This is a genomic window from Collinsella aerofaciens (assembly GCF_040910265.1).
In the GTDB taxonomy this organism is placed as follows: Bacteria; Actinomycetota; Coriobacteriia; order Coriobacteriales; family Coriobacteriaceae; genus Collinsella; species Collinsella aerofaciens_BK.
Genome location: NZ_JBDGAW010000021.1, coordinates 22151 through 46075, shown reverse-complemented (window position 1 = coordinate 46075; position 23925 = coordinate 22151). Strand labels below are relative to the sequence as shown.

Here is a 23925-nt window from a genome sequence, read left to right as displayed (position 1 = left end):
GGATGCGACACATCTGGTGTGTCCATCCTCGCAGTATCCGGTTCTCAAGGTGCACGCCCTCGCGGCTCATCCGGTTCGACCGGGCCGCGCGGCAAGGAGATATATTGCCAGACCGGAGGGGCGCCGGGGGCGGGAATCCAGCACTCCATATTTTGTTCACAAATAAATAGAACCCTCAGTTGCTTCACTGAGGCCGTATTCGAAGCAGCAGCTTCTGATATTGGCGATGACCAGCTGGTTTAAAGGTGTTAAGGCATCGGTCATCTCTGGAGCGCCACTTTACTCCAAAAGCATCAGCTATTTGTTTCCCGTCGGTAAAAGGCAGATTTTGTTCGCCAAGCGTTCTTATATATAGAGAAGTTCGGGTTCGAACCCGTGCCGCGGCAACAAAAAAGCGACCAACCGGAGTCGATCGCTTTCTATTCTATGGTGGAGCATCCAGAAGATGCTTCCGAACTCGTTTTCTCGGTGCCATTCATGCTTTCGAAGCATCGTTCGACCTTCGCAGCCTCATGTTTTGAGGATCTGCCGTGTTTATCACTGTTATTAATGAGTGTGCGGAAGTGATCCTCATACAGATACGTGCGATCCGCCAGAGAACTGAGAAGCATCTTTCTGCAGCCCTCGTTGTCTATCCTCGCATCTCTCAGGTCTTCCGGAAATTCACAAGCAGTCTTAGGGTCAGTTTGTTTCTGCTTTCATAGACTTGTTTGAGAGTTATTAAAGACAGTTCAAAACAATAAGTGAGACACCATAAAGCAGAGCAAGATGTGCCGGATAGAAAATGTAGAAGAAGTATTTCAGCTTCAGCCCTCGCTTGCCATTATAAAGATTGATAAGCAGCAACGAAACGACCGCGGCAGCAACATCAGGATTAAATACATTAGCTGTAGCAAACTCAAATCCGCCGCCAACTATATGGCATGACGAAAGGAGCACTGCGCATACTGCAGCAAAGAACATCTTGGCCTTGCTGTCGTGGAATAAATAGAATGCAGCCACAAGCAGAATGCCATACACGCCGCCATCTAGTTTAGTGTATTCAGCTGCCAGTGCTGTCAAAACAATCAGAGCAATTTCTGCGATGTGCCTCTTCCATTTTGAAAGACTTTGTATCTTTTCCAGAATAATCAAAAAGACCAAGGAAAGCAGGAGCTCGCACATAACATTTTGTTGCCGAAGGTCAAAGAGTTGCCCGGTTTGAACGAAATCGTATATGGGCTCCGCAATGATTGCGAAGACAAGCATATTTCGCAGGTACTTCTTTATGTCATGAGTATGCAAAAATCCCTCAACTATCAAAAAGCAAAATAAGGGAAATGCAATTCTGCCAAGAACATGAAGCACATCCGAAGCCTCGCTTAGAATCGCCCACTGCTCGTCTGATATCTGATTGTACGATGCGTGAGTCATGATTCCATTGGTCAGGACGATCCTGCTTACATGATCGAGAACCATCGAAATGGCCGCTATTATCTTTAATGTGCTGCCGCTAATTCCGTATCTATCTGTTTTCATTTCGTTTTCCTTTCTTTGGGTGGGCCGTCAGGGGTTCAGCCTGCTTCGCAGGCGGCCGCTGCGTTGCTTTCGCGCCTTGCGCGCTGCGCTGGCAAACGCTCACGCGTTTACTCAGCTCCGCGCCCCGACGGGTTCGAACCCGTGCACCGGCAACAAAAAAAGCGACCAACCGGAGTCGATCGCTTTCTATTCTATGGTGGGCCGTCAGGGGTTCGAACCCTGGACCTTGGGATTAAAAGTCCCCTGCTCTGCCAGCTGAGCTAACGGCCCGCGGGTGGCATTGTACCACGGTCTGGGACTATTCCCAACTCCATTGGCCGTTCTGGAAAATCACAACTTCACGTCCATCAGGCGTAATGCCCTTAATATCGATGTCGTCCGTGCCGATCATAAAATCGACGTGCGCGCTCGAGACGTTAACGCCATGCTCCAGGAGCTCTTCCTTGGACATGTCGTACCCACCCTCGATGCATTCGGGGAAACCGACACCTAGCGCGAGATGGCAGCTAGCGTTCTCGTCATAGAGCGTGTCATAGAACAGAACGCCGCTTTCGCGGATCGGAGTGTTCTTGGAAATGAGCGCGACCTCGCCCAGATGAGCGGCACCTTCATCGGTGTCAATAATGCTCGCAAGCGTCGCCTTGCCCACACGGGCATCGTAGTCCACTACGCGGCCGGCCTCGAACTTAATCCAAAAATCGTCGACCTTGTTGCCGTGATGGATGAGCGGCATTGCGGAATAGACGATTCCGTCAGCACGCATGCGGTCGGGCGAGGTGAAGACCTCCTCGGTGGGGATGTTGGGGAAGAAGGGATGACCGTCGGGAGTCTCACCCTTACCGCCGGCCCACTCATGCCCCTTCGTCATACCAATTACCAGGTCGGTTCCATTCGAAGCGGTATAGCGCAGGCAGTCAAAACGATTTTCGTTCAGAAAGCGCAGGTTCTTTTCAAACGCCGCATCGTGAAGCTCCCAGTCACTCTCCGGATCTTGACCGTCAGCACGGGCGGTATGCAGGATCGCATTCCACAGCTTGTAGACTGCAACCTCATCCGGATCACCCGAGAATACCTCGCGCGCCCAGGCAACAACCGGCGCACCGGCAATGCACCACGGGTTGATGTTGTAATCCAGTCCGCGGCGGAAAATCTTGCACTGCGTGTTCCTCGCCTTGGATGCCGCGGCAGGCTTAGCGGGGTCAATACCCTTCAAAGCAGCAGGGTCAGCACCCTCGATAAAGATAAAGCAGGCACCGTCCTGGGCCAACGAATCCAGCTGCATGCGCTTCCACTCGGGAGTCTGCTCAAAATAGCTTTTCTCGACATGCTCGTACGTAAGCCTCGTCACGGCGTCGTCGGCCCAGATGACCGTCACGTGGCCGGCGCCGGCGTCATAAGCCTCCGCAACCACCACGCGCGCAAACGAGGCGCACTCGACGGGAGACTGAACGACGACTTCCTGGCCGGGCTTAACGTTTACGCCCTTGCGGACAACCAGGCGCGCATAGTTTTTAATCTTAGGCTCAAGGGACTTCATACCCTCCAGAGCCTCTTCGACCGTCAGGGCAGCTCGAATCATGTGCCACTCCATCTATCTATAGGACAGTAAAAAGGCGCGCCGCAAAAAACGACGCGCCTTATATCTTAGCGATATCTATAGGTTGTAACGCTGCTACTTCTTCTTGGAGGCCTTCTTGTCCTCTTCGGCAGCCGAGCGCTCGATAACAGCGTTGAGCTTGTTATCGGACATGCCCTCGGCCTGCGTGCGATACATATTACGCAGGGGACGGATGCGCACGAAGTCATAGATGAAGTCACCCAGAATGACGACGTAGGACAAAACAATGCCGACCATCTGGACGGGGCTGGACACCATGCCAGCGGGAGCGAAGTACAGCGAAGCCCAAATGGCCACGACGAGCACCATGCCGATAGCGAGCACGGCCCACCAGATGCGGCGGCGCTTGGTGTAGTCCTCATCCTGCTTGAGGAGGATATTCGACACCGTGTAGATGCGATCCTCCTTGGCGCGCTGCTTAGCCTTGCGGGCGCGCTTCTCCTCTTTAGAAAGGCCTTCGAGGCTCTCGCCCTTCTCGAGCTCCTTGCGGCGTGCCTTGGATGATGCTGGCACGACGTGAACAGAGCTCGCTGCCTGACGAGCGGGCTTGGCGGATGCGGCGGACTTGCGCGCAACCCCGGTAACCTCGTGGGATTGCGTGCGCTTGTTCGTGGCGCTGCGGGTACTCACTTACGCGTTCTCCTTCATGCTTGTGAACTGGGAGCCCGTGATGATCTGGAAGGCCTCGCGATAGCGCTCGGATGTGCCATCGATGACCTCGGCGGGCAGATGCGGGGTCTCCCCCGTCATATCCCAGTTGGCCTTGAGCCAATTGCGGACAAATTGTTTGTCGTAGCTAGGCTGGATCTTGCCCTCCTCGTAGCTGGCGGCGGGCCAGAAACGGCTGGAGTCGGGCGTGAGGCACTCATCGATCAGCGTGACCTTGCCATCGATAACACCAAACTCAAACTTGGTGTCGGCAATGATAATGCCACGGGTCGCTGCATACTCGGCGGCAGCCTTGTAGATCTTAAGAGACAGATCGCGGATCTGCGTGGCGATGTCCTCGCCAACGATCTCGCAGCAACGCTCAAACGAGATGTTCTCGTCGTGATCACCGATCTCGGCCTTCGTGGACGGGGTGAACAGCGGCTCGGGGAGCTTGGAGGCCTCGGTTAGGCCCTCAGGCAGCTGAATGCCGCAGACGGTTCCGTTCTCGTCGTAGGTCTTCTTACCCGAACCGGTCAGATAACCGCGGACGATGCACTCGATAGGAATCGTCTGGGCCTTCTTAACCAGCATGGCGCGGCCTGCGAGATAGTCACGATACTCGGCAAACTCCTCGGGAAAATCCGCCGGATCGATGGAAACGAGGTGGTTAGGAACAATGTCGGCAAACTTGTCGAACCAGAACGCCGAGATGCGATTGAGCACCTCTCCCTTAAACGGAATCTCGTCGGGAAGAATAAAGTCGAACGCAGAAATGCGATCGGTGGCGACCATTAACAGGTTTTCGCCGGCATCGTAGATATCACGAACCTTGCCACGGGAATCCGGACGACGCTCCATCGTTGTCACGTGAGTCACTCCTTACCTAAATACGACAGAAATGCGGGTTTTTCCCGCACGTTTTCGCAAACGCGGAGCGGCAGGGACGAGGCCCCTCCTTCACCGAATAGCGAAAAGCTAGTGCTCCATTGTAGTAGATGCCGCGTCCGCCGTGTGCTCGCGGGGCAGATGAATCGTAAAAGTCGTACCCTTTCCAAGCTCCGACTCCACGGATATGTAGCCATGGTGACGCTCGACGATCTGCTTGGTCACGGCGAGGCCAACACCCAGGCCGCCGGCTTCGCGGGCGCGACTGGCATCGGCGCGCCAAAATCGTCCGAAGATGCGCGACAGATCGTCCTTGGCAATGCCGATACCGGTATCCGAAACGGCAATACTGACATGTTTGCGGTCACTGAGTACCGACACCACGACCCAACCGCCCTCGGGGGTGTAGCGCATGGCGTTGCTCATGAGGTTGATGACGCACTGCGTGATCATGTCGGGATCGGCCTCGACGACATCGTCGTGACCTTGGGTTTCATCTGCAAAGCGAAGGCGAAGGTCGCGGTCGGCAAACAGACGCTCCTGGCCGTTCACAATCGATCGCACAAACGGAACCATGTCCACCGGTTCGAGATTGAGCGGAGCCGTGCTGTTTTCCATACGCGATAGGTCGAGCATCTGCTGTACTAAACGAGCCAGGCGACGCGTCTCGGAAGCGACCGTCTCCAGATGCTCGTCGTCGGTGGGGTACACGCCGTCTTGCATGGCCTCGACCGTTGCAAGCATTGCCATGAGCGGCGTGCGCAGCTCATGAGCCACATCGGAAGTCAGGCGCTTTTCGTGCTTCATATCCTTCTCGAGCGAGGTGGCCATCTCGTCAAAGGTCTCGCCCAGCTGATCGATCTCATCGTCGCCGCGCAAGCCGGTACGAGCGGACAGATCGCCGTCGCGAATTTGCTTGGCCGTGCTGGTAATACGATGAATCGGTCTGGTAAGCATGCGCGACACGAACGATCCGATAACAACCGAGATGCAGACCGCAACAACCGCGGCAAGAGCCATGGCGTTAAAGGTCTTCTCCCTAAACGCAGAATCTGCCTTGGTGAGCAGGGCATCGGAGCCGATGGCCCATAGCTTTACCTGTCCGACATGCTCGCCGGAAGACGTTATGATTTCGACGTTGGCAACGCTGTCGGAGTCGGTGGGCGCCGACGAGACCGGACTATGCGATGCTTTTTTCCCACTCGAGCTGCTAGACGCCGATTCGCTCTCGCGCACATCGGCGGTCGCGCTTGCCGAAGGCCATGAGTCGTCATAAACGACAACGCCTTTCTTGTTGACGACCTGCATACTCAGGTCGTCGGACACCAAACTCGATGTCGCGACCGTGCGCAGCTCGCCCGCAGTCCAATTGCCGTTTTCCTCATACGACGTCGCAAGCTTTTCGGCAGCAGAATTGGCGATCTCGACGATATTGGAGCGCGTGTAATCCGAAAAGACGGTGCCCCACACAACGGAGACAACGCCCACCAGCACCAATACCGTCATGAGCGACGTCAGGGCAAAAGCCAATGCCATGCGCGAGGGATAGCTCATCGCTGGCCGTGAATCGGAACGAGGCGTGTTCCAACTTGCCTTGGAACCCGCCTCGTTCTCCTGCTTGTGCTTTTGTCCGATTTCAAAGCGCGCAGGTGTCATATGTGATTTCCCTATTTCTCGTCCGACTTATCGGTCTTGGCCGGAGCCTCGAAGCGATAGCCGACACCGTGAACGGTGTAGAGCCACTTAGGCTTCTTGGGGTCATCGCCCAGCTTGGCGCGAAGGTTCTTCACGTGGCTGTCGATGGTGCGCTCGTAGCCCTCAAAGTCGTAGCCGAGCACCTTCTCGACCAGCTCCATACGGTTATAGACGCGACCAGGATGGCGAGCAAGCGTGGTGAGCAGCTTAAACTCGGAGGCAGTCAGGTCTACTTCCTTGTCCTCGACCAAGATCTTGTGGCCCGAGATATCAATGACCAGATCGCCAAAGTCGAGCACCTCAACGGCAGGCTCGTCTGCCTGGTGAGCACGACGGAACAGGGCGCGTACGCGGGCGACAAGCTCGCGCGGCGAGAACGGCTTAATCAGGTAGTCGTCGGCGCCGAGCTCAAGACCGATAATACGGTCCTCGATCTCGCCCTTGGCAGTCAGCATGATGATGGGAACATCCGAGGTATCGCGAATGGTGCGGCAAACGCGCTCGCCGGGGATCTTGGGGAGCATAAGGTCGAGCACGACCAGGTCGAACTGATGCTTCTCGAACTCCTCGATCGCGGACTGACCGTCGCCGACGCCCACAACCCAGTAGCCTTCGCGCTCGAGATAGGCAGCGACGGCGTCACGGATTGCCTTCTCATCCTCGACCAGCAGAATCTTTTTTGCATCTGAAGCCATAACACGGCCCCCCTGTCTCAATTAGCTAAGAACAAGCCCATTTTAACGCACCTGAGCCCGCCGGATGCCGCTATGACGTGGCAGCTCGGCGGGCGGTACTCACAATTACAACGCGTTTATTCCCCTGTTGGCGCCTTTTTAACCCCTCTAAGCTTAAAGAGAGAATAGGCGTGCGGTGACCGTCTCGGGTATACCCTGGCTGTTGCGCACCGTGGCGTACGTAAGGAATGAGTCCGATTTTCCCGCCGTAGCTGGATAATCGCCATACTCCAAAGCGCGGTCGGGCGACAGCAGCGAGCCATAGGTCTTGGCAGAGGTGTCGATGAGAAAATGCGATGCTTGCACCTTAACGAGATATTTATTCTTCTTGCCGGCAGCACATGCGAGCGGCTCGCGTGACAGAAAGAGGTACGGCCCTCCCTCATTACCGATATACGTGCCCATGTTGCCCAGACTGCCCACGCCACTATAGGTCGCCTCGATAGAAAACACGAAGGTATCGCCCATATATACGGCCTCGAAAGGCGAGACTGACGAGGGAAGGACTAGCTGGGCACGTTTGGTGTTGTTGCCATCGGTCAGATCGATTGCCGTTATGCCGTAGTAGACGCCCTCGTCGTTGCGGACACGCGGCGAGATGGTCAAAATGCCGTCGCTCGCGCGTGGGGCCGACGCAAAGCGGCCCGTCGATTTCCAAATTGTCTCGGCCTTAGATTCATCAAGCGAGCGACGATAGCAAAACGAATCGTTACTCGTTTTATTGCCGCCTGCCGAAGGCATTTTATACCAGATGACTGATGACCCGAACGCCGTAAACAGTGGCGGATCGTAGTCCTTGCCACCTCGATCGAGCTCAACCACGTCGCCAGAGAGCGAAGCGCCCGACAGATTTTGAGCGTAGAGCTTCCACGATGAATTGGCGAAGTTCATCTCAACCCACGCAAACACGCCATCGCCGGCACGAACATCGTAAAAAGCATATCCCGTGCCCTCGATAGGATCCTCAATTAATGTGGTAAGTGAGCCATCGCCCAGGTTGAGCACACCGAGTGTGTTGGCGTGCAGTGCCGATGCGGGCGCCATCATTGCCGCAGCATAGTCACCCTCGCAGTAGTACAGCAATGTGCCCAGCGGCAGCGTCCACGATGCCACCGGCTCAAGATCGATGTCGACTGCCTCGTACTCATCCGTAATCGAGATGATCTTGGAATCGTCCTTGATAACCTGCGGCTCGCCAGCGGCATCATCACTGGTGCCTGTTTTTTTCGAACATCCGGCAAGCACCGTGGCAGCGCCCGCGGCAGCTCCACCGAGTACAAAACCGCGGCGCGATATTCCGTTCTTGATGTGGTCGACGATACCCATTAGGCGATCTCGGCGCGGGCGGCCTCGATAGCGCGCGTAAGCTGATCGGCGCAAGAGGTCTTCTTCATGCCGCAGGTATTGCCGGCAAGAACCTCGATCACACGGTCGGCAGGAGCGCCCTCGACCAGTTTGGAGATGGCCTTGAGGTTGCCATCGCAGCCGCCGGTAAACTCAACGCCCAGCACCTTGCTGCCGTCATCGGAAAGGTCAAGGTGAATATTGCGAGCACACACGCCCTGAGGCTTGTAATCAAACGAAATCATGCGATCCCCTCTCAGAATGTTATTCGAGACGACTATTATCCCCGTCTTTCCCTAAATGCAACGAGGCGCTTTGCCGGCAACACACATTACCAGCAAAGCGCCCTAAAAAGCTAACGTTATGCCCGAACCTACTCGAAGCTCAGCTGCTCCAGACGATCAAAGACCGTGTCGATACGGGTGAGGAAGTCCCACGGATCAAAGATCTCGTCGAGCTTCTCCTGACTGACGGTGCAGCGCGGGTCGGCCTCGAGACGTTCCTTAAAGGTGGGGCCGGAGACACAATCCTGCACCTCGTGCCAAGTTGCCATGGCGTTCTCCTGCACAATGGCGTACGCGTCCTCGCGGGTGATACCCGTGTCGACGAGGGCCAGCAGCACCTTGGAGGAGAAGATGAGGCCGCGGGTCTTATTGAGGTTGGCCATCATGCGGGCAGGGTACAGCTGCAGGCCGTCGATAACGCGGATGAGGCACTGGAACATGTGGTCGAGGGCGATGAAGCTGTCGGCCTGGGCGACACGCTCGGCAGAGGAGTGCGAAATGTCACGCTCGTGCCACAGGGCGACGTTATCGAAGGCAACCTGGGCGTTGGACTTCACGACGCGCGACAGACCGCAGACCTTCTCCATGGTGATGGGGTTGCGCTTGTGCGGCATGGCGGAGCTGCCCTTTTGGCCCTTACGGAACGGCTCCTCGGCCTCGAGCGTATCGGTCTTCTGTAGATTGCGAACCTCGGTAGCGATGCGCTCGCAGGTGGCCGCGGTGGTGGCGAGAACGCCGGCGAGATAGGCGTGATGGTCGCGGCTGATAACCTGCGTGGACAGCGGGTCGTGAACCAGACCCAGGTGCTCGCAGACATACTCCTCGACAAACGGCTCAATGGAGCTGTACGTGCCAACAGCGCCCGAGATGGCACCGAAGGCAACGTTCTTGCGGGCGTCCTCAAGACGATCCAGATCGCGCTTGAGTTCCCAGGCCCAAGAGCCGAACTTCATGCCGAAGGTCATCGGCTCGGCGTGGATGCCATGAGTGCGGCCGGCACAGAGCGTGTTGCGCTCCTCAAAGGCGCGACGCTTGCAAATCTCGCCGAGCTTCTTGACGTCCTCGATGATCAGGTCGCAGGCCTGGGTGAGCTGGTAGCACAGAGCCGTGTCGCCCAGATCGGAGCTGGTCATGCCATAGTGAACCCAGCGGCTGGGCTTGGGGTCGCCCTCGGGAACATCGGCGTCGATGTACTCCTTCATGTTGGTCAGGAAGGCGATGACGTCGTGGCGCGTGACCTCCTCGATCTCGTCGACCTTTGCCTTCTCAAAGTTGGCATGGTCGCGGATCCACTGGGCTTCGTCTTTAGAAATGCCGATCTTGCCGAGCTCCGCCTGGGCCTCGCAGGCCAGGACCTCGATCTCCTGCCAAATGGCGTACTTGTTCTCGAGGGAGAAAATGTGTCCCATCTCCGGGCGGGTATAGCGATCGATCATAGCGGCTCCTTTTTGGTTATTGGCACGTTGGTCGTAACCCAACCATTGTACCGTGCGCGCGTGCCAGTATGGGCAGCAGGCATTAACCTAACATTTTGGAATTGGAGCAAGCAACGGGACGTCTGCGCATTTGCTTCGCAAATCCGCACCGGCTGCGGTCGATCTCCTCGGATTCACGGAGACGATGGGGAAGACTTTGTTGAATTGGCCGCCCCAAAGTCTCCCGCGCTCGATGGAGCGGGCAACGGGACGTCCGCGTATTTGCTTCGCAAATCCGTACCGGCTTCAGGCGCCTGCCGGCGCCTTCGCCTGCTCGCTACAAACGCTTCGCGTTTGTTTTACGCTCGCACCCTGGCGGGTTCGAGTCCCGGCGCTTTATTGAAAAAAGCACGGCACCGGAACGGTGTCGTGCTTTTACTTTTTCTGGAGCGGGCAACGGGACTCGAACCCGCGAGTGTCAGCTTGGGAAGCTGATGCCTTACCACTTGGCGATGCCCGCTTGTGTGTTGGCTAGTATAACGCGGTTGTCTTGTTCGATACAAGGGTGGCGATACTTGTTTTAGCTGTGGAGATTCGTTTGAAAATCGCATCAATTGTGGAGACGAGGACCTTTGGCCTCCTGTTCTCCTTATCTTCTACCTGCGCTTTTGCCTGATTGTTGTATTTGAGCTCATTTTGTCAGGAATTGGGCAAGCTTTTGGTCAGGCTCCGGTACTTACCCGCATGAACCTCGGGGGTAGCCTCATCCTACGCGTCGCAACCTCCCCATGCGGCGCATGAGGGATAAGGAGCAGCCATGTCCAACGCACCCACGCACTCTGTCCACAGCGCAATCGCAACAGGTCCGCTGCTCCTGCTCCTCTTCCTGCTGTTCGGCTGCCTGGCACCGGGAGCCGCATTTGCCGTCGATGGCTACGACCAGCTCGGCTTCCGTACTATTAGCGATGATTGTGGGCCCTTCTTCATCGGCAAATATGAAGCTCAAGACGCCTCGATTGCCTATTGCATGAACCAGGAACGCCCCGGGCCCACCAAGCCGGGCGGCCCATGGCTCAACTTTGATCAAGGCTGGGTGTGGCTCGACGACGAGTTCGCGGCAATCGTTTGTCACGGATATCCTACCGCCACGTCGTTTGGCGGTTACCATCTTTCACCCGATCGCGCCCGCGCCGCCACCCAGCTTGCCGTATGGATGCTCAACGGCACTACCCATGTCGACGGCACCTACTCCTACACGACCGCTCAGGGCAAAACCAAGAGTGGGCACTTTACCGCCGACAATGAAGTCGTGGCGGCTGCGCGATGGCTCCACGACAGCGCAAAATCAGGAAGCATCAAAGCCGCTCCGCACCGCGCGCGGCGCTATCTAGGAACCGTATCGGGCGGCAGCAAACGTCAAGACATGCTCTATGTACTACCGGCGGTCTCTGTTTCCTTCCAAAAGCAGTCTGCAAACGCTGCCATTACCAGCGGAAACAATACTTATCAGTTTGATGGGGCAACATTCGATGTTTTTGAGAGCGCCAGCGGCGCGCGTGTCGGCACCGTCCAGATGGACAGCAACGGTCGAGCGCAGGCAACACTCCTACCCAACACGGCATACTACCTAGTTGAGACAACAGCGCCAGCTGGTTATATCCCCCGGCACGATCGCATTGCCTTTACCACGACGGATAACGGCGGATACGTCACCATTGATGAACAACCCGGCACCATTACCTTGCGCATTGTAAAGCTCGACGCCGCAACGAATGCAGGCCCCCAAGTTGGGGCTTCGCTCGCAGGAGCAGAATTCGTGTGCGTATCGCAATCAACCCCTGGATGGACACAAACTCTCAGGACCGATGAAAGCGGTCGAGCTACCCTCACCGATGTCCCCCTGGGAACCTTTACCATCTATGAATCGAAGGCGCCCGAGGGCTATTTGCCCTCCGGTGACAGTTGGTCTTACACCGTTGGAGCCGACCAACTCGGCGATTCAGGCGTGGTCGAGATCGAATCTCGCATTTCCGATATCCCCATTGCGTTTAACCTTGAGATTTCAAAATTCAAGGACTACGGCAATAACGATCAATCCGGCCTGGAGCAGCCGGCAGGAGATGTTGTCTTTGAGGTTGTCAGTAACAGCTCTCAGCAGGTTGTTGGCACACTGACTACAAACATCTATGGCTTTGCCTCCACCAAAGACCAGCCCGAAGCATGGTTTGGCACAGGCAAGCGACCAGCCGGTGTCCACGGAGCCGTCCCATACGACCGCGCCGGCTACACGGTTCGTGAGGTTCCGGAAACCGTCCCCGAGGGTTTTAAACGTGCGGGGGAATGGACCGTCGAGGCTAATCAGATTTCCGACGGCACCGAGCTTCAATATATCGTGGACAACCACGCTCTGTCGACGCATCTCCAGATTGTAAAACGCGATGCCCAAACAGGCGCTTCTGTTCCACTAGCCGGATTCACCTTCCAACTACTCGACAGCAATCACAAACCTGTCTCACAAACTTGCTGGTATCCAGCACATAACGTAATGGACACCTTTACGACTGACACGACCGGGACCGTCACACTGCCCGAATCGCTCGTGCCGGGCACCTATTATGTACGCGAAACCTCGGCCAAAGAGCCCTATCTTGTCGGCGAAGAGATCGAGGTAAACATACCCGCCGATATAAACCTAACGCCCGTTGCAATCGCCTCGTATTATGACCACGCCGCGATCGGAAACATCAGGATCGTTAAAACCGATGCCGTAGACGGCAGCAGCCTCGCGGGCGCCATCTTTGAGATCCGTGCTTCGGGTGATATCGTGCGCCCCGACGGTAGCATCGCCGCGCTCGACGGTGAGACTGTCGCTACCGTCACGACGGATGAAACTGGAGAAGCACGCGCGGACGACCTCCCGCTGGGATCTGGCACCGCGCACTACGAGGTTGTCGAGACTCAAGCGCCGGCAGGCTTCTTACTCGATCGGACATCCCATATTGTCGACCTTACTTATGCCGACCAGAAAACACCCGTTGTAGAAGCACGGCTTAACGTATCCGACGATTACACCAAGGTTGATATCTCCAAGGTCGATGCAAGCGGAGAGCAGGAAGTGAAAGGCGCACAACTCACCTTATATGGTCCCGATAAAACCGAAATAGACTCCTGGACCTCATCCGACAAGCCGCACCGCGTCGAACATCTTGCACCCGGCACCTACTCGTTGCGCGAAACGATGTCTCCGCGGACCTATGACCTTGCCGAGGAGATAACGTTTGAAATAAAGGATACGGGAGAAGTCCAATCCGTCGCGATGAAGGATGCGCCCATCGAGATCAAAGGACAGGTCGACAAGCGTCAGGAACTTGTCCAACCTATCGGGAAGGATCTGTTGGCTAACGGCGATGGAAAAAACCGCGCCGCGATGCAAACCAATACGGATGGGCTTTTCTCCTATACCATCGATGCTCGAAACGATTCCGCTACTTGGGTTGATGAGTTTACGATTACCGATGATCTTGAGTGCGCCAAAGACGGCACGACGAGATTCGTCTCAATCGAAACCCCCGTCGCCATCGGCGACCTCAACGGTCTGTGCAACGTGTGGTATCGCACGACGCCGTTGGACTCGACAGACGTCGATGAGCCGGCAAACGCGACGCTTGACGATGGGCACGAAAATCCTTGGCTTGAGTCCGACGAAGTAAAAGAGAGTCTGGGTGAGGATTGCCGCCTCGTCGATTACGACGGCTGGCACCTCTGGAAGGCGGATGTCTCGACCACGGAACCCACCACACTCGAGGCGAAAGAACTCGACCTTGCATCCAATACCGTCGTAACGGGCATTCGCATTGAATACGGTGCGGTAGCCGCCGACTTTACGACTCGAAGCGATACGGATTCTTGGACCCGCGATGATCTCAAAGATGAGCACGACGACCTTGACGATGCCAATGCAATCCTTGGCGCAGACGCTCGAGGCGCAGTCGTGCACATGCAGGCAACGTCGGCATATACGCCCCAAACTGCACTCACCAACAGCGCACGCGTCGATCTTTGCCGCAACGGCGGCGGCGATAAACTTGAGTCACATGACGAGGACCGTGTCATTCAACGCTGTACCCTACCGCAGGACCTACCGGCAACAGGATCAGTTCCCATCGCCGCTTGCATCACCGCGCTCCTGACCTCGGGTGCCGCAGCCCTATGGTTCGCTCGCCTTAGGTCGATCCCAAAGAAGCGCTAGCGCGATGAAAAAGCGGGCGAGCCAGTCCCCCGGCTCGCCCGCTTTCAATCATTTAAATCGCCGTATCTACTCTGCAGACGAAGATCCACCATCAACGATTGCCTGCTCGGACTCAGGAATCCCATCGGCACCCGTGCTCTGTTCTTGCTCCACCTCTTCGCTGATTGCGGAGGCGGGGGTCGAGCCCTTCGCGCCCACGATGTAGGCAGCCCCAAATCCTAACGCAATGGCGATCAAGGTCAAAATCACGTAGACAGGCCAATGGCGCTTAATATACGAAAACACGTTGACTCCTTAGAGCTCCGTCTACGAACGGCGGATAACCTCGGTCACGACCTCGGATACCGTGGCAATATTCGTCGGATTGACATTGTGGGGCAGGTCGTCCTCGGTACGAGCGCAAGCCAGACGCGTGCCGTCCACGCCGGCGATGGTGAGGGCTCGGCGGCTCGCCTCGAGCGCGGCATAGGCATCGGTCTTGGCATAGGGCATCTCGAGCGCGCCACAATCGACATGGAACGACTTGCACACCTTGCTGACCAGATTCATGATGCGGCGATCGCCCTTGAGCAGCTGCTGTTCGCCCTCAACCGTCACCACCGAAAGCCTACCGGCGCCGACGGATTCAAGATTGATGAAGAAGACGCCGCGGAGCTTATCGCGATGCGAAGCCAAGAAGGCCTTCATACCGGCGCCATCACAATCCGAGGCGCCCGTTGCCACAAACCAGATATCGTGACCGAGCAGCTCATCATCGCCCATAGAGGCGACAGCCGAGAGCATATCTTCGGAAGAAGCGCCGTCGGAAGACGTAGCGCCGCCCTTCCAGCCATCGTTATCGTCCTCGAAATTATCCCACGAACCGATGCCGCGACCGGACTTCTTGGCATCGTAATCGTCTTCGACGCCCAGCCAATCACTCATGCTGTCCTGTTCGTTTTTCTTTTTACGACCGAACAGGCCGCCCAGGCCACGCTTGCGAGGCTTGGGTGCCGCCGGGGCGGGAGCCGAAATGGTCTCGATCGGCTGAGCGCCCGACGCAACGGGCATAGGAGGCGCAACGGGTGCCGATGTGGGCTCGGGACCCTGAGCGGTAGCAAAGGGGTCGTTGACCTGTGCAGAGGGGTCGGGAAGGTCGAACAGCGACGTACGAGACGCAACGTTTGCCTGCTTCATCGACGGCAGCGACGGATCGGGGATCGAAGCCAGCGGAGACGAGGAAGGCGCGGGCGACGGAGCCGACGCCGGATCGGGAACATTCATCTGCGGACGCGGTGATGCCTGGGAGGAAATCTGGGCCATAAGGGAATCGACCGTTTCGTCCTGGGTGGGAGCAACATCGGCAACCGTGGCACCGGAACCACTCGGGGTCGGCATGGTGAAAATCTGCGTGGAGTAAGGCCTCGACTCATCTGTCTCGGGAGCCTCGGAAACCGCAGGCACTTCCTCCTGCTCGACCTCGGCCGAATCATCTTGCTCGGCTGCCGCGTATTGCTCTTCGTCAGGGTTGGCCTCGACGGCCTCGTCCTCGGCGGCATCTTGGATTTCGGCAGCATCAATAGGCTCGTCATCGTCCACCGCGTCGCCCTGCTCATCGGAAACAGGAAGGGGCTCGGCAATCGCGGTGCCTTGCTTTTCAAACGTTATCGTGGAATCGAACTGCGCGGCATCAAACGACATGGTGCTATCGACGTGCTGCTGAGCCTCGAAAGACGTCGTCGCCTCAACAACATCCGTGGACGCCGGTTGCTGGGACTCAAAGGACGTTGTAGCTTCGGCAGCGTCGACGGGCACGGACTGCATAGCCTCGTTCTGCTCGAACTCTTGCGCCGCGCGCTCGCGTGCCGCCTCGGCTGCCTGCTGCTGAGCGATAGCCTCCTGCTCGGCAGCCTCGCGTGCGGCAGCGCGCTTCTCCTCGAAATCGTCGACAAATTTCTTGCCCTTTGCAAGCGCACCCTTAAAGAAGTTGGAAGCACTGGCGCCAATCGAAGAGAACGCGGATGCAATATCGGCATGGGGCGTTGCCGCGGGAATCTCGGCCGAGAAATCAGTATCGCTCTCGTAAGACACGCGCCTCGGCTGTTCAACGTAATCGTCGTCAGACTCGTCCGTAACGTCTTGCGCCGGCGCGGCGGGAGCCAAAATGTCCAGTCCTGCCGCGGGATCGATCGCGGACACCGCCTCGGGCTCGGCAACGGCAGCGGTAACCGCGGCAGACTCATCATCCATGGCGACAACGGGCGCAGGTGCAGTCACGACGGGGGCAGGCTCGGGCTCAAACGTCGGCTCCTCGCCTTCCTCGTAATCGAGCGTGCAGGACTCGGGAAGCATTCCGAGCGCACGGATGGCATCCGAACCAAAGCGGATGTTGCCGGCGGCATTGCGATAGAGCTTGGGCTCGGGCTCGGCCGCGACAGGCTCCTCCGCCGGCTCGGCAGCGGGAACCTCGTCATTGAACTCTTCGGCCTGGACAGCCTGATTCTGATCCTCGGGCACGATGGCGCCAATCAGCGTCTCGTCGGCAGACGCACCCTCAAAACCCTCGATCTGCTCGTCGAAAGCCTCGCCCTGTTCGGGCTCGGTCTGAGCGTCGGGAGCAATCGGCTGACCGAACTCGTCCTCGGCGTAGGTAGGCTCTTCATACTCGATGGTGTTGCCGTAGTCGTTTTGCTGTTGGGCCGCGGCATACTCCGCTGCTGCGCGCGCCATCTCCTCGGCACGACGTTTCTGCTCCCCAAAATAGGTATCGAACGGAACATCGTCGGGAAACTCGTTTTCGCCCTGGAAGGGAGCAACGTTGTCCATAACGCCGAGCATAGCGGCGACAGAAGACTTGTTGCACACCGCGCCGGACGTATAGGGAAGAATGTGGCGGTTAGAGATGATGTTTGCCGCGTTGGCGAGCGCAACGAGGGAAGCGAGGATCGCGACAATCCACAGCAGAACCTTGAGCGCGCCGGGGAGCGGCAGGATACGCAAGATGGCAACGGCAGCAGGGGCAACCGTGGCAACGGGCAATAGCTTGGCGATGAGCGCACGATAAGAAGCATAGGGCTCGCGGGCGAGCAGCTCAGCACGGGGAGAGTCGTAGTGTGCGACAACGACCACCGGGCGGTTGCGCGGAGACGCGAGCGGGCCCGAGGCCTTGTGGTAGGCGATGACATTTTGGCTCACGCCCGTCTTGCCCAGGCGCGAAACCACGGGGTGGCCCGTGCGTTCGAGCACGTAAAGAACGGCGCCGGCAATGGCCAGCAAGGTGCCGACCAAGCCGATGCCGCCGCCGATGCCCATCAGTAGGGCGCCGGCAAACGCAAGAATACCGGTAACGGCAAATGCCAACCTACTGGGCGCCGGGGCATTGAACTCCTGAACCTCGGGATCAAAGCCGTGGTTGCGGAAGATCTGAGCGATATCCTCGGCAGCCAAGCGCTCTTCTTCGCTGCATGCCGGCGTAATGCCGGTGTTCTGCAGCAGGTGGTTAATATAGTTCTGGGTGTTCGCCATGTGCGCTCCACATCCATAATCCGACAAATAGGCCCAATGCATGCACATTAGAACCGTATATAGTCGAAAGTATACCCCGAGCGAGCGCAAACGACCGAATTCGGGCCATCTTAACGCCCCGAGCGGACAAGGATATAGCCTAATCTCCATATCGGACTAAAATCATGGCAGCAAACCACCTTCTCATGCGAGGACTCTATGACGGCAAGCGACGCGACCGCGACAATTAAAAAGGGGAATTCGGAGCCCAGTTTCGATAAAACGGCTCAGCGCATCCTCAATCTTTTCTTTGTGCTCAACAGCTCCCCCGAACCGCTGACGACCGAGCAGATCGTCTTGGATTCTGACCTGGGATATGGCTCGGGCAACATCGACTCGGATAAGCGCAAGTTTCGGCGCGATCGTGACAAACTGCTCGAGCGTGGCATCTTAATCAAGGAGGTTCGCCCCGCCGGTGCGCAGGAGACCGAGGAAAGCTCGTGGACAATCGACCGCGAGCACACGTTTGCAGCAGGCGGCCTCATCACCGCAGACGACGCCGACATCCTACTCAACGCCATCGACCAGACGCTAGCGGCCGGCTCTTCCACCTTTGCCGCGCCGCTTTCCGATATTCGCTCCAAAATTGCCTACCTCACCGGTAGGACGGCGGTGGACGAAGTACCGATCCGCCGCTCTCCCACCGTCGATGCGGTTTGGAGCGCCTTTGCCGAGCGATGCGCGCTGCGATTTTTATATCAGAACGGACGCGGCGAGCAGAAAGAGCGTACCGTCTGCGTCTACGGCATGTTCGAGCGCGAGGGCGTGGCGTACTTCTGCGGCCTCGACAATACCACCGACGACATCAGGACATTCCGCTGCGACCGTATCGTTCGCGCTTGGCGTCCTTCGAAGGCCTACACCATCCCTGCGGACTTCAACCTCAACGACTACCTGTTCTTTGAATTCGATTTTGCCGACCGACCGCCCGTTGCAGCTACGTTCTCGTTCGCCCCTCAGACGCAGATCGATATGATCAACGGTCTCACGCGCGGGCGAGGTAAGCTCGCGCACACCGATGCGGGATGGATCTGGACCGTTGACGTGCGCGACCTTGAAGCCGCCGCTTCATTTTGCATGGCCCACGCCATGGACGGCATGAGACCCATGGCCCCCAAATCGCTCAAACAGGCGTGGAACCACCTCATCGAAAGGACGGTGCACGAGCATGCCCGTGCGTAAACTCACCAGCGAGCAGAGGCTCTCGCGCGCCATCGACCTCATGGAGGCCCTCTACGCCGCCGGCGAGAACGGCATGACTCGAAACGAGATTTGCAGTCGCTTTGACATCACGGGGGCGTCGCTCGACGAGATTCTCGAGATCGTCTCGACGCTCGCGGACCGAGAATCGGGTGCGCGTATCATCTGCGAATGCCACGGCGAGCGTGTGGTCCTCACCGGTGACGCCGGACGTGTGCTACCGTTGCGCTTGAGTGCCGCCGAGGGCGCCGTGCTCAACCACGAACTTGAATCGTTGGGGATCGAGCCGCAGACGGCAGCTCGGATTCGACACGCTCTTCTACCCGAAGAGCTCGGCTATAACCAGCGCGTCTTTGACACCGTCAACCACGGGTCGCACTGGCAGCAGCTGAGCTGCGCCATTCAGGACGGCGTTCGCTGCCTCATCTCGTATCGTTCGATGGACGATGCACGGCCACGCGAGCGTCTGGTCGACCCCTTGCGCATTACGGCAAACGGCGACCAAACATACCTGATTGCCTGGGACATCGCAGTCGATGAGCAGCGCACCTATCGCATGGATAAAATCGAGGGACTCACCTTGACGGAAGACTCCGTCGTGCCTCACGCACCGGACGTTGCATCCCTCCACGATTCCCTTGCCCGGACGCAGCGTAGCGCAAAGCTCTTGATGCCATTCGATATGGCGGAGCATCTGGACTGGGCCGGCATCACCCTCATCGAGCGCAGCGGGGCAGACATGGCAACGGTAACCGTGCATTACGGCTCCGAGCGTTGGCTACTGAGCCAGATAATCGCAGCGGGCGGAGCCATCCGCATCTTGGATGACCCCACCCTGTCAAAGCGTCTGTGCGATATGGCAAAAACCCTCGTCTGTCCGCTTTAGCGCCGCCGCTCGTGGCGTGCGCGCCACAGTTGCAGATAGTGACCGATCTGCGCCGATTCGATGCGCTGGTAGGAGCTCGTGGGCAGCGACGTTAAGAACTTCTTTCCGTAGCCCTTCGTCACCAGGCGCGGGTCGGCCAGAATCAGCACGCCGCAGTCGGTCGACGAGCGGATAAGGCGGCCGGCCGCCTGCTTGACCTCGAGCACTGCCTCGGGCAGCGAGTAGCGCGCCCAAGCGCGGTCTTCGCGCAGGTTGCGCTCGCACGAGAGCGGGTCCGTGGGGCTCGAGAACGGCAGCTTGGGAATGATGACGCAGCGCAGCGTCTCGCCGCTGGCGTCAAACCCCTCCCAGAAGGCCTTAAGCGCAAAAAGCGACGAGGTTGGCTCGTTGATAAACCGGTCGCGTAGGCGACGAGGAGATGAGTTGCGCTGCTGGCAGTTGAGCTCCAGACCCGCACGGGCCATCTTGGGCTCAACGCGGGCGTACAGGTCTTCCATGTCGCGCCGATTGGTGAACAACGTGAGCACCGATCCGCCCATGGCAAGATGGGCGTCGACCAGCACGCGCTCGAGCGCCGTAAGATAGCTCTCACGATCGCGCGGATCGGGGATATCGCCCGCAACGACTACAGCCATGTTCGAATCGAAGTCGTAGCTCGAGTCCAAGTGCAGTGATGAGGATGTTGAAGCACCGATGCGATCGAGGCCGACCGCGTGGTTAAAGTGTTCAAAGCTTTTGGACACCGTCATGGTCGCCGAGGCAAAGATAGCCGTGTGAACCTCGGGCAGCCACTCGGTTGCCAAGGCCTCGCCAATGTCGATGCGCTCTGCGGTCATAGACTCTCCGCCGGCACGCAGCCTGTGATTGACCTGCAGCGAATACACGTAGTGTTCATCGGTACCATCAATGATGAGTTTGAGGTTCTCGGCCAGCTCGTGCAGGCGGCGCGAGATATCACCCAGGTCGACAACAACCTCGGGCTTGTCGGCGGCGACGGCTTGCACCAGCGCGTCGACGCTCTTGTCAGCTTGTTCCAATGCGTCGATGCCAGTGTAGGCCGACGGTAAGAAATCATGCCAGTCGTCAGATTCGCGCAGCTCGGGGCCAATCCATAGATTGGCATTGTCATAGCCCCCACGGGCACGGCGACCGAGCTCGCGAACGCCATCGAACACGCCGGCGATCGCCATGCTCGCGCGCGCAACCGTCGACGTCGCCTTGGCAGTAAGGCCCAGATAGAGCGTAGAACCCTCGGAGGTTGCCAAATCACGGGAAACCTGGCTTAGCGCGCCGGTGCTCGAGCCACCCAGACGCTCAAACAGAACGCGTGATTCGTCCGCCGACACCACACGCGCCCACTGACGGCGCGCCTCGCGCTCGATGGAATGGGCCTCGTCGATTACCCAATGACGAATCGGAGGCAAAATCCTGCCCTCGGCCGCGACGTTGCGGAACAGCAGGGAATGGTTGGTGACCACCACATCGGCATGCGCCGCACGACGGCGAGCGCCGTGGACCAAACATTTATCAGGGAAAAACGGGCAGAGGCGACGAGCACACTCGCGCGAGGCCGTCGTAAAGTCGGGACGGTTGACGCTGCGCCACCGAATGCCGAGCGAGTCGAGGTCGCCATCGGCTGATTGGCAGACGTACGCCATAATGACCGCGACCGCCGTGAGCGTGTCCGCCGGATCGCGCTTGGTGGTAATCTCGACCTGGCCGCGGCTCATGCGCTCAAGCTTGCGCAGGCACGGATAGTGGTCATACCCCTTGAGAGCGCAAAATGACAGACCACCGTCCAGTTGCTCGGCAAGTTTTGGCAGCTCATGGTACATGAGCTGGTCGGTAAGATTGTTCGATTTGGTCGCAATACCAACCGTGATGTTGTTACGGCGTGCTGCCTCGGCAAAAGGCACCAGATAGGCCATCGATTTGCCGACGCCTGTGCCTGCCTCAATTACTCGATGAGTGCCCGTGACCAGCGCATCGCGGACCTCGAGCGCCATCGCGATCTGCTCATCACGCGGCTCGTAGGTGGGATACATGCGATTGACCAGGCCACCTGGCGCATAGTCTGCCTCAATCTCCTCACGACTCGGCATCTTGAGAACCGGCAGTTCATCGGCGTCCACCCGATCGTCGGCGCGATCGGCCTTGAGAACGTCAGCACGAGCGGCGCTGAGAGAGAAGATAGAACCAGGGTTCTGCCCCGCCAAGAAAGAGAAGATAGGACGATAGGACCAAGGCACGTCCGGATGCATGTCGGCTAGGCGCGCCATGAGGCCCTGGGGCAAGTCGGTGAGCGCCACGAGCAACACGCGCCATACGCCACACAGGGCGTCGACGTCGGCATTGGCACGGTGTGATACCGAGTCGCAGCCAAACAGATCGGCCATAAAAGACAGCTTGTGCGAGGCCAGGCGCGGAAGCGCGATGCGAGACAGCGCCAGCGAATCGATCCAAATATCGCTCACGTTGACGCCGCCTTTGACCGACTCGATAAACGAGCGGTCGAACGTGGCGTTGTGTGCGATCACCGGGCAGCCACCGACAAAATCGGCGAGAGCGGCGACGGCCTCAACCGCCGACGGGGCATCTGCCACATCGGCATTTGTAATGCTCGTGAGCTCGGTAATCTCGGCGGGAATCAGCTGCTTGGGATGCACGAAGGTATCGAAGCGGTCGATGATCTCGCGGCCCGAAAGACGGGCCGCCGAGATCTCGATCAGCTCGTTGTCCTGCACCGAAAGACCTGTGGTCTCGGTATCGAGGACAATCACATCTTCCTCGATAAGGCCGAAGGACTGCGTTTTGGCGCGTTCGGCAAGCGTGGCATAGGAGTCGATGACAAACTGCGGCGTTCCTGACGAAACCGCGTCCTCGATTAGCATGCAATGCCCGCTCGACGAAGGCCCATACGGATCAGGCTGTCACAGACCTGCGGGAACGTCATGTCGTCGGTGTGGCGGATCTCATCCGGATACAGCGACGTATCGGTCATGCCGGGAATGGTATTGGTCTCGAGGATAACGGGGCCGTCCTCACTCACAATAAAGTCGCTGCGCGAGATACCCAGGCAACCGAGGGCCTTGTGAGCGGCGCAGGCAAGCTCCTGAGCGCGAGCGTAATTCTCAGGCGAAATCTGCGCCGGAATGCGATGGATGTCCGTAGGGTCGACATATTTCACGTCCAGATCGTAGAACTCGCAGTCCTCGGGCTTACGAATCTCGACAATCGGCAGGGCGCGCACGTCATCTTCGCCGTATACGCCGACGGTGATCTCGGTACCCTCGATGCACTTCTCGACCAGCACTTTGTCGCCGTACTCAAACGCCTTGGCGATTGCCGCGGGCAGCTCGGAGGGCTCATGGACCAGGGAAATGCCATAGCTGGAACCGTTGACGGCCGGCTTCACAAAGCAGCGCTCGCCACAAACCTCGACGATATGATCGATATCGACTTCATCGCCCACCTCGAGCGCAAGGCCGGGGGCAATGGGAATGCCCGCCTTGGCGTATAGGAGCTTAGAGACCTCCTTGTCGGCACCGCAGGCGCTGGCGAGTACGCCCGAGGCCGTGTAGGGGATACCCAGGGTCTCCATGGCACCCTGCATGGCGCCATCCTCACCGCCGGCGCCGTGCATGGCGATAAATGCCACATCGAATCCGCCGGTCGCCATGGTTACCATAAAGTCATCAGCGGCCGTGTCAAGCAGCTCCACCGAGGTGTAGCCGGCTTCCTTCAGTGCCACCATAACGTTCTTTCCCGAATCGAGCGAGATCTCGCGCTCGGCGGAATGACCGCCCGCCAAGACCGCTACGTGCATGTTCTCTAGGCTTTCACCCGGCATGGGCAGACTCCTCCTCTATAATTTCTGCAGCTGATACCATATTGTAGCGATAC

At 58.1% G+C, this 23925-nt stretch carries 16 protein-coding genes and 2 tRNA genes; 3 read left to right on the top strand and 15 right to left on the bottom strand.

All coding sequences use genetic code 11. The features are described 5' to 3' along the window. Positions 1–720: 720 nt before the first annotated feature. From AB5Z14_RS08470 to AB5Z14_RS08420, 11 genes are all read right to left on the bottom strand, one after another. A complete protein-coding gene (locus tag AB5Z14_RS08470) occupies positions 721–1518 on the bottom strand; it encodes a TraX family protein (protein WP_368131046.1) in 798 nt (265 codons plus the stop codon). Positions 1519–1712: 194 nt separating this feature from the next. Continuing rightward, positions 1713–1788: transfer RNA gene (locus tag AB5Z14_RS08465), tRNA-Lys, on the bottom strand. Between the two features lie 28 nt (positions 1789–1816). After that, positions 1817–3097: an aminopeptidase gene (locus tag AB5Z14_RS08460; protein WP_368131045.1), complete on the bottom strand. Its 1281-nt coding sequence runs from the start codon at positions 3095–3097 to the stop codon at positions 1817–1819. A 93-nt stretch (positions 3098–3190) separates the two neighbouring features. Further along, positions 3191–3766 (bottom strand): ABC-2 transporter permease, encoded by a 576-nt coding sequence (locus tag AB5Z14_RS08455; protein ID WP_368131044.1) that lies wholly within the window; start codon positions 3764–3766, stop codon positions 3191–3193. Beyond that, positions 3767–4645, bottom strand: coding sequence for a phosphoribosylaminoimidazolesuccinocarboxamide synthase (locus AB5Z14_RS08450; RefSeq protein WP_035136481.1), 879 nt, complete (start codon positions 4643–4645; stop codon positions 3767–3769). 117 nt (positions 4646–4762) lie between these two features. Then, complete coding sequence (locus AB5Z14_RS08445) at positions 4763–6328, bottom strand: sensor histidine kinase (protein WP_368131043.1); 1566 nt, start codon at positions 6326–6328, stop codon at positions 4763–4765. Positions 6329–6339: 11 nt separating this feature from the next. Next, positions 6340–7062: a response regulator gene (locus tag AB5Z14_RS08440; protein ID WP_118079985.1), complete on the bottom strand. Its 723-nt coding sequence runs from the start codon at positions 7060–7062 to the stop codon at positions 6340–6342. A gap of 153 nt (positions 7063–7215) precedes the next feature. After that, positions 7216–8427 carry a hypothetical protein gene (locus AB5Z14_RS08435; RefSeq protein ID WP_368131042.1) on the bottom strand — a complete coding sequence of 404 codons (1212 nt, stop codon included), beginning with the start codon at positions 8425–8427 and terminating at the stop codon, positions 7216–7218. Beyond that, a complete protein-coding gene (locus tag AB5Z14_RS08430) occupies positions 8427–8690 on the bottom strand; it encodes a TIGR03905 family TSCPD domain-containing protein (RefSeq protein ID WP_055251303.1) in 264 nt (87 codons plus the stop codon). The genes AB5Z14_RS08435 and AB5Z14_RS08430 overlap by 1 nt, the downstream gene beginning before the upstream one ends. A 128-nt stretch (positions 8691–8818) precedes the next feature. Beyond that, entirely contained in the window at positions 8819–10165 is a 1347-nt protein-coding gene (purB, locus tag AB5Z14_RS08425) for an adenylosuccinate lyase (protein WP_055251306.1), read from the bottom strand. A gap of 424 nt (positions 10166–10589) precedes the next feature. Further along, positions 10590–10664 (bottom strand) — tRNA-Gly (locus tag AB5Z14_RS08420). A 297-nt stretch (positions 10665–10961) separates the two neighbouring features. Between AB5Z14_RS08420 and AB5Z14_RS08415 the strand changes: the two genes are divergently transcribed. Further along, entirely contained in the window at positions 10962–14393 is a 3432-nt protein-coding gene (locus AB5Z14_RS08415) for a SpaA isopeptide-forming pilin-related protein (protein WP_368131041.1), read from the top strand. A 66-nt stretch (positions 14394–14459) separates the two neighbouring features. Here AB5Z14_RS08415 and AB5Z14_RS08410 read toward each other — a convergent pair whose 3' ends face one another. Both AB5Z14_RS08410 and AB5Z14_RS08405 read right to left on the bottom strand, forming a co-directional pair. Then, positions 14460–14678, bottom strand: a complete 219-nt coding sequence (locus tag AB5Z14_RS08410; RefSeq protein ID WP_022094153.1) for a hypothetical protein — start codon at positions 14676–14678, stop codon at positions 14460–14462. A gap of 21 nt (positions 14679–14699) precedes the next feature. After that, positions 14700–17897 carry a hypothetical protein gene (locus tag AB5Z14_RS08405; protein ID WP_368131040.1) on the bottom strand — a complete coding sequence of 1066 codons (3198 nt, stop codon included), beginning with the start codon at positions 17895–17897 and terminating at the stop codon, positions 14700–14702. A gap of 198 nt (positions 17898–18095) precedes the next feature. Between AB5Z14_RS08405 and AB5Z14_RS08400 the strand changes: the two genes are divergently transcribed. Next, positions 18096–19118 (top strand): helix-turn-helix transcriptional regulator, encoded by a 1023-nt coding sequence (locus AB5Z14_RS08400; protein WP_368131039.1) that lies wholly within the window; start codon positions 18096–18098, stop codon positions 19116–19118. Then, entirely contained in the window at positions 19105–20022 is a 918-nt protein-coding gene (locus tag AB5Z14_RS08395; RefSeq protein WP_099432401.1) for a helix-turn-helix transcriptional regulator, read from the top strand. The genes AB5Z14_RS08400 and AB5Z14_RS08395 overlap by 14 nt, the downstream gene beginning before the upstream one ends. Here the strand turns inward: AB5Z14_RS08395 and AB5Z14_RS08390 are convergent. Then, positions 20019–22913 (bottom strand): helicase C-terminal domain-containing protein, encoded by a 2895-nt coding sequence (locus AB5Z14_RS08390; protein WP_368131038.1) that lies wholly within the window; start codon positions 22911–22913, stop codon positions 20019–20021. The genes AB5Z14_RS08395 and AB5Z14_RS08390 overlap by 4 nt on opposite strands. Then, on the bottom strand, positions 22907–23872 hold the full coding sequence (locus tag AB5Z14_RS08385; RefSeq protein ID WP_368131037.1) for a D-alanine--D-alanine ligase family protein: 966 nt from the start codon (positions 23870–23872) through the stop codon (positions 22907–22909). The genes AB5Z14_RS08390 and AB5Z14_RS08385 overlap by 7 nt, the downstream gene beginning before the upstream one ends. Positions 23873–23925: the final 53 nt, after the last annotated feature.